The 7,007-nt window shown below is 69.4% G+C and carries 7 protein-coding genes; 4 read left to right on the top strand and 3 right to left on the bottom strand.

Annotated features, from left to right (window positions below; genetic code table 11):
- The first annotated feature begins 5 nt into the window (after positions 1 to 5).
- Positions 6 to 1,649: an amidohydrolase gene (locus F9K34_RS16025; RefSeq protein ID WP_291338123.1), complete on the top strand. Its 1,644-nt coding sequence runs from the start codon at positions 6 to 8 to the stop codon at positions 1,647 to 1,649.
- A gap of 17 nt (positions 1,650 to 1,666) precedes the next feature.
- On the opposite strand, the gene F9K34_RS16020 is transcribed toward F9K34_RS16025, so the two are convergent.
- The gene (locus tag F9K34_RS16020) at positions 1,667 to 2,107 is read right to left on the bottom strand and encodes a potassium channel family protein (protein WP_291338121.1); all 441 of its coding nucleotides are present in this window, start codon (positions 2,105 to 2,107) and stop codon (positions 1,667 to 1,669) included.
- Positions 2,108 to 2,201: 94 nt separating this feature from the next.
- Here F9K34_RS16020 and smpB point away from each other — a divergent pair, with 94 nt between their 5' ends.
- From smpB to F9K34_RS16005, 3 genes are all read left to right on the top strand, one after another.
- Positions 2,202 to 2,672 (top strand): SsrA-binding protein SmpB, encoded by a 471-nt coding sequence (gene smpB, locus F9K34_RS16015; protein WP_291338122.1) that lies wholly within the window; start codon positions 2,202 to 2,204, stop codon positions 2,670 to 2,672.
- A gap of 69 nt (positions 2,673 to 2,741) precedes the next feature.
- Positions 2,742 to 3,593, top strand: a complete 852-nt coding sequence (gene sseA / locus F9K34_RS16010; protein ID WP_291338120.1) for a 3-mercaptopyruvate sulfurtransferase — start codon at positions 2,742 to 2,744, stop codon at positions 3,591 to 3,593.
- 5 nt (positions 3,594 to 3,598) lie between these two features.
- Positions 3,599 to 4,780, top strand: a complete 1,182-nt coding sequence (locus F9K34_RS16005; RefSeq protein ID WP_291338119.1) for an aromatic amino acid transaminase — start codon at positions 3,599 to 3,601, stop codon at positions 4,778 to 4,780.
- Between the two features lie 98 nt (positions 4,781 to 4,878).
- Here F9K34_RS16005 and F9K34_RS16000 read toward each other — a convergent pair whose 3' ends face one another.
- Together F9K34_RS16000 and F9K34_RS15995 are read right to left on the bottom strand one after the other, a co-directional pair.
- Complete coding sequence (locus tag F9K34_RS16000; RefSeq protein ID WP_291338118.1) at positions 4,879 to 6,210, bottom strand: ammonium transporter; 1,332 nt, start codon at positions 6,208 to 6,210, stop codon at positions 4,879 to 4,881.
- A 26-nt stretch (positions 6,211 to 6,236) separates the two neighbouring features.
- Complete coding sequence (locus F9K34_RS15995; RefSeq protein ID WP_291338117.1) at positions 6,237 to 6,575, bottom strand: P-II family nitrogen regulator; 339 nt, start codon at positions 6,573 to 6,575, stop codon at positions 6,237 to 6,239.
- Positions 6,576 to 7,007 lie beyond the last annotated feature (432 nt).

Below are 7,007 nucleotides of genomic sequence, written 5' to 3'. Positions count from 1 at the left end.
ACCTCATCAATGCCGAGACGGAGACGCAGCGGCAGCAGGCGGTCGCGCGGCTCGGCGGCGGTATCTCGCAGCGGGTCGCCGCGTGGCGCGAGGTGCTGCTCGACGCGCGCGCCGAGGTGGAGGCGCTCGCGGGGCCCGCGACCGAGGTCATCGACTGCAAGGGCGCGACGCTTCTGCCCGGCTTCGTCGAGAGCCACCTGCACCTCGTCCTCGGCGGGGCGGAACTCGCGCATCTGCAACTGACCCATGCGGACGGCGAGGCCGCCCTCGCCCGCGCCTTCCGTGCCTTCGCCGCCGAACATCCCGACCGGCCGCTCCTCATGGCGCAGGGCGGTCACTACGCCATGCTCGACCACCCGATGAACCGGCACGACCTCGACGCCATCATCGCCGACCGGCCCATCGCGATCACCGCGCATGACCACCACACCGTCTGGGCCAACACCGCCGCGCTGACGGCCGCGGGCCTTCTCCACGGCGCCGCCATGCCCCACGGCCATGAGGTCGTCATGGGACCGGACGGCACCGCCACCGGCGAGCTGAGGGAATTCGAGGCCTTCGCCCCGGTCATCGCGCTCGGCGGCGAGGCGCGGCTCAACCTCGGCATCGCCACCGGCGGCGAACCCTCGCCCTGGCCCACGGTGGCGGAACAGGCCATCGACCGCGCCAAGGTGGCGCGCGGGCTCGCCCATGCCGCGCGGCACGGCATCACCGCGATGGTGAACATGGACGGCAACCGCTACACGCTCGACCTCCTGCGCGGCCTCCAGAAGGAAGGCGGGCTGACCGCGCGGGTGAAGGTTCCCTTCCATTACAAGCCGCACATGGAGCTTTCCGAGCTTGACCGCGCCGACGCGATGACGCGCGACTTCGACGACGAGTGGCTCTCCTGCCGCTTCGTCAAGATGTTCATGGACGGCGTGGTGGACAGCCGCACCGCCTACATGCTGAACGACTACCCCGGCCATCGCGGCCACCGGGCGGAGCCGCTCTTCGCCCCCGAGCGGTTCAACGAGATCGCCACCGAGATCGACCGGCGCGGCATGCAGATCGCCGTCCACGCCATCGGCGACGGCGCCGTCCGTACCACCATCGACGGCTACGAGGCCGCGCAGCGCACGAACGGCAAGCGCGACAGCCGCCACCGGATCGAGCATATCGAGCTGATCGACCGCGCCGACGTGCCGCGCCTTGGGCAACTCGGCATCACCGCCTCGGTCCAGCCACCGCACGCCCCCGGCGCCATGGACTTCGCGCTGTTCCCCACCCTCGACGTCATTGGCCGCGGCCGTTGGAACGATGCTTATCTCTGCCGCGACCTCGCCGAGGCGGGGGCGCATCTCGCCTTCGCCTCCGACTGGCCGGTGACCGACATCTCGGTGATGCGCGGCATCGGGGCCGCACTGACCCGGCCGACCTACGAGGGCGCCGCCGACCAGCGCGTGCCGCTTCTGGACGTGCTCAGGGCCTACACCGCCGGCGGTGCCTGGGCGGCGCACATGGATCGCATCACCGGGACGCTCCGGCCCGGCCTGGCTGCCGACATCGTGGTGCTCGGCGGCGACATCGAGGCGGCGCGGCCCGAGGAGGTCGCCGGAATGGGCATTGCGATGACCGTCGCGGGCGGAAGGGTGACGCATCGGGACTGACGCGCCCGCCGCCGTCGTCACCCCCGCCGCCGCCCCTCGATCTGGCCGACCCGGACATGGCGCAGCGCCTCGACCAGCATGGCGATCACGAAGCCGAAGATCATGAAGCCGTTGGCGCCGCACATGCCGCCGAGGAGCCGCCAGTCCTGCGGCAGCACCACGTCGCCGTAGCCGAGCGTCGTGAACGACGCGAGTGCGAAGTAGATCGCCGACTCGAGCGTCGGCAGGATGCCGAGAAGGTCGAAGGTCAAGGCCCAGATCCAGACATCCACGGTCACAACGCCCATGACCCAGAGCGCCGCCGCAATCAGCAGGAGCCCGAGTTTCAGCCCGTGCGGCTCGCGCGTCAACCAGGGGTGGAACCGCCGCAGAAGCGACTCGACGGGGCCGAGCGTCGCCCCGGTGAAGACGATCGTGCCCAGCATCAGCAGGGACCCTATGACGATCTGCACGACCATTGCGGCCCTCCTGCCGTCCAGATAGCGGCTCCTGCCGCCGGCCGGAAGCCCCCCGCTGGACTTGGACGCGCCCCTCGCCTATCTCGTGCCGATCATGGCCGAGAAACAGAACCCCAACTACAAGGTGATCGCCGAGAACCGCCGCGCGCGGTTCGACTACTTCATCGAGAGCGACCTCGAGGTCGGCATCGTCCTGACCGGGTCCGAGGTGAAGTCGCTCCGCACCGGCCAGTCGAACATCGCCGACAGCTACGCCTCGGTCGAGGGGGGGGAGCTCTGGCTCATCAACAGTTACATCGCCGCCTACAAGCAGGCCGGCGTTTTCGGCCACGAGGAGCGGCGCCGGCGCAAGCTCCTGGTGTCCCGGAAGGAGCTCGCGCGGCTCTGGCAGGCGATCGGGCGCGAGGGCATGACGCTCGTGCCGCTTGTGATGTATTTCAACGATCGCGGCCGGGTGAAGCTCAAGATCGGCGTGGCCAAGGGAAAGAAGGTCGCCGACAAGCGCGCGACCGAGGCCACGCGAGACTGGAACCGGCAGAAGCAGCGGCTCCTGAAGCAGGGCTAGCCGCCTATGCATCCTTGCAACGGCCCGGCCCGCCCGGGTATTGCGGAAGAAGGCACCAAGGGGACGGACATGGCCGAGGACGATCCGAAGACTCTGGTTTCCACCGACTGGCTGGAGCGGCACCTGAAGGATCCCGACCTGAGGCTCCTCGACGCCTCGTGGTACATGCCCGGCGCTGCGCGCGACGCGAAGTCCGAATACGATGCCGCCCATATCCCGGGCGCGCGGTTCTTCGACATCGACGAGATCGCGGACCTGCGCTCGGGCCTGCCGCACATGGCGCCGCCGGCCGAGAAGTTCGTCAGCCGGATGCGCGCAATGGGCGTGGGCGACGGCCACCAGGTCGTGGTCTATGACGGCGCCGGCATCTACTCGGCCGCCCGCGTCTGGTGGCTCTTCCGGCTCATGGGGAAATCCGATGTCGCGGTGCTCGACGGCGGGTTCCCGAAGTGGCAGGCCGAGGGCCGTCCGGTCGAGGACATGGCGCCCATCCTGCGCGACCGCCACATCACCGTCAGCCGGCAGGCGCACCTCGTCCGCGACGTGACCCAGGTCGCCGCCGCCTCCAAGCTCGGCGATCACGAGATCCTCGACGCCCGCTCGCCCGGCCGCTTCGCCGGTACCGAGCCCGAGCCGCGCCCCGGCCTCCGGTCGGGCCATATCCCGGGCTCGAAGAACGTGCACTACGCCACGCTTCTCAACGCCGACGGCACGATGAAGGACGCCGGGGGGCTGCGCGCGGCCTTTGCGGCGGCGGAGGTGGACCTGGCCAGGCCCGCTATCACCACCTGCGGCTCGGGGGTGACGGCGGCGATCCTCAACCTTGCCCTCGCGCGGCTCGGCAAGCACGACCACGCGCTCTATGACGGCTCCTGGGCCGAATGGGGCATGTACAACGACCTCAAGGTCGCGAAGGGGTGACGCCGATGTTCTCCAGCCTGAAGCCGCAGCCCGCCGACAAGATCCTCCAGCTCATCGGCCAGTTCCGCGCCGATCCGCGCGCGGACAAGATCGACCTCGGCGTCGGCGTCTACAAGGACGCGACAGGCCTCACGCCGGTCATGCGCGCCGTGAAGGCCGCCGAGAAACGGCTCTGGGAAACCGAGACGACCAAGACCTACACCGGCCTCGCCGGGGAGCCGGCGTTCAACGCGGCCCTCGCCCGCCTCGTCCTCGGCACCGCCATGCCCGAGGCGCGTATCGCCTCGGTCGCGACGCCGGGCGGCACCGGCGCGGTGCGCCAGGCGTTCGAACTGATCCGCATGGCCTCGCCGGGCGCGCGGGTCTGGGTCTCCGACCCGACCTGGCCGAACCACCTGTCGATCCTGAACTATCTCGGCATCCCGGTGCAGCCCTACCGCTACTTCGACGCCGAAACCCGCGCTGTCGCCTTCGAAGCGATGCTCGCCGACCTGTCCGGGGCGAAGGCGGGCGACGCGGTGCTGCTGCACGGCTGCTGCCACAACCCGACCGGCGCCAACCTGACCCTGCCCGAATGGGCCGAGGTGGCCGCGGTACTCGAGAAGACCGGCGCGCTTCCGCTCATCGACATCGCCTATCAGGGCTTCGGCGACGGGCTCGAGGCGGACGCGGCGGGCGTGCGGCTCATCGCCGACCGCCTGCCCGAGGTGCTGGTCGCCGCCTCCTGCTCGAAGAACTTCGGCATCTACCGCGAACGCACCGGCGCGCTCATGGCCCTCTCCGACCCGGCCCGGCGCGAGGTCATGCAGGGCACGCTCGCCTTCCTCAACCGCCAGAACTTCTCCTTCCCGCCGGACCACGGCGCGCGGCTCGTCACGATGATCCTCGAAGACCCGGCGCTGCGTGCCGACTGGGAGGCGGAGCTGGAATCGGTGCGGCTGGGGATGCTCTCCTTGCGCGAACAGCTCGCCGCGGAACTGCGCGACCTGTCCGGCTCCGACCGCTTCGGCTTCCTCGCGCAGCATCGCGGCATGTTCTCCCGCCTAGGCGCGTCGCCCGAGCAGGTGGAGCGGCTGAAGACCGAACACGCCATCTACATGGTGGGCGATTCGCGGCTGAACATCGCCGGGCTGAACGCCGCGACCGTGCCGGTCCTCGCACGCGCGATCCTTTCGGTCGGGGTCTGAGCGCGCCGCAGCCAGTCTCTCCGCCGGCCCCTCGCCACTGGATGAACGCGGACGGCGGGGCCGAAGACCCGCCGTCCCCGTCGGTTCCGCCCCCGGGGTCAGGCGTGATAGGCGCTTTCCCCGTGCGAGGTGAGGTCGAGCCCCTGGCGCTCGTCGTCTGTGGCGACGCGAAGGCCGGTGATCGCCTTCGTGACATGGATCAGCACCAGAGAGCCGATGCCGGACCAGAGCAGGGTGATCGCCACCGCCTTGATCTGCGTCATCACCTGCGCCCCCATGGCGAAGTCCTCGCCGCCCGTGCCGCCGAGCCCCGGCGCCATCAGGATGCCGGTGCCGATGGCGCCGACAATGCCGCCGATGCCGTGGACACCGAAGACGTCGAGGCTGTCGTCGTAGCCGAACCGCTGCTTCACCTTGGTCACGAAGAGGTAGCAGACGGGCGAGACGGCAAGGCCGAGGGCGATGGCGCCGACCGGGCCCGTGGTGCCGCAGGCCGGGGTCACGGCCACGAGGCCCGCGACCATGCCCGAGGCCGCGCCGAGGCCCGAGGCCTTGCCGCGGGCGATCGTCTCGACGAGCGCCCAGCTCACGATCGCGGCGGCGGTGGCGACGAAGGTGTTGATCATCGCCAGCGTCGCGCCGGCGTTCGCCTCGAGGTTGGACCCGGCGTTGAAGCCGAACCAGCCGACCCAGAGCATCGCCGCGCCGACCATGGTCAGCGTCATCGAATGCGGCGCCATGTTGTCGCGGCCGTAGCCCACCCGGGGGCCGAGTACCAGCGCCCAGACCAGCGCGGCGACACCGGCGTTGATATGCACGACAGTGCCACCCGCGAAGTCGATGGCGCCCATGCCGAAAATGAGCCCCGAGGCATCCCAGACCATGTGGGCCACGGGAAAGTAGACGAAGGTGACCCACAGGACCGAGAAGAGAAGCACCGCCGAGAATTTCGCGCGTTCCGCGAAGGCGCCGATGATCAGGGCCGGCGTGATCGCCGCGAAGGTCATCTGGAAGGCGATGAAGACATATTCCGGCAGCACCACGCCATCGGAGAAGGTCGCCGCCGTCGTCTCGGGCGTGACACCGGAGAGGAAGAGCTTGCCGAGCCCGCCCCAGAAGGGCGATGTGCCGCCGCCGAAGGCGAAGGAGTAGCCGTAGAGCACCCAGATGATCATCACCACGGCGGCGATCATCGTGCACTGCATCAGCACCGACAGCATGTTCTTCGTCCGGACGAGCCCGCCGTAGAAGAGCGCGAGCCCCGGCACCGTCATGAACAGCACCAGCGCCGAGGCCGTCATCATCCAGGCCACGTCGCCCTTGTCGATGACCGGCGCCGCCGCCACAGCCGCCGTGGCCGTCTCCTGTGCGACGGCCGGCATCCCCAGGGCCAGGGCCGCCAGCCCCGCCCATCCCAAAGTCTTCTGCATCGTCATCCCCCGATTGGTTGTCCTGCTCACAGCGCGTCCTCCCCGGTCTCTCCGGTCCGGACCCGCATCACCTGCTTCAGATCGAGCACGAAGATCTTGCCGTCGCCGATCTTGTCGGTCTTGGCCACCTTGCGGATCGTCTCCGCGACCTCGTCGGCCAGGGCATCGCTGACCGCGATCTCCAGCTTAATCTTCGGCACGAAGTTCACGGCATATTCGGCGCCGCGATAGATCTCAGTGTGTCCCGACTGCGCACCGAAGCCCTTCACCTCGGTCACCATCATCCCCCTGACCCCGATCGCGGTCAGCGCCTCTCGCACCTCGTCGAGCTTGTAGGGTTTGATCGCCGCTATGATGTATTTCATGGTTCCCTCCGGCGCCCGGCCTGTTGCTGATCCCGCAGGAAAGGAGCGACGGGGTGGGCTGCGACACAACGGAATCACTGCCAGGCGGAGGCGCGGAATCGGGCAATTGCTGAAAATTTGTGCATGAACGCGGCCGATGACGCCGGATTCAGCGCAGTGTGCTTGCTGCAACTGCAAAACAGATTGCGGGACCGCGCCGCGATGCAGCATCCGCCGGCGCTTCGGCGCAATTGTGAGCCTCAGGCGCTCCACATTCCGGTGGCACTCCTGTATGGTCGCCCGAAAACGGGCAGGCATCGGACCAGACGCATGAGAGAGACAGGCGGCAGGAAGCCTCCGCTGGTGGCGGACCGGCGCTACGGCACGCAGCCGAAGGCGGCGCCGAAGCCGAAGGCGGCGGCGAAGCCCCGCGCGGCGCGGCGCCCGCCACGG

Origin of the sequence: Albidovulum sp. (assembly GCF_008933605.1) — a bacterium.
In the GTDB taxonomy this organism is placed as follows: Bacteria; Pseudomonadota; Alphaproteobacteria; order Rhodobacterales; family Rhodobacteraceae; genus Albidovulum.
The sequence above is the reverse complement of the archived record's forward strand: the minus strand, read 5'-3'. Positions and strand labels throughout refer to the sequence as shown.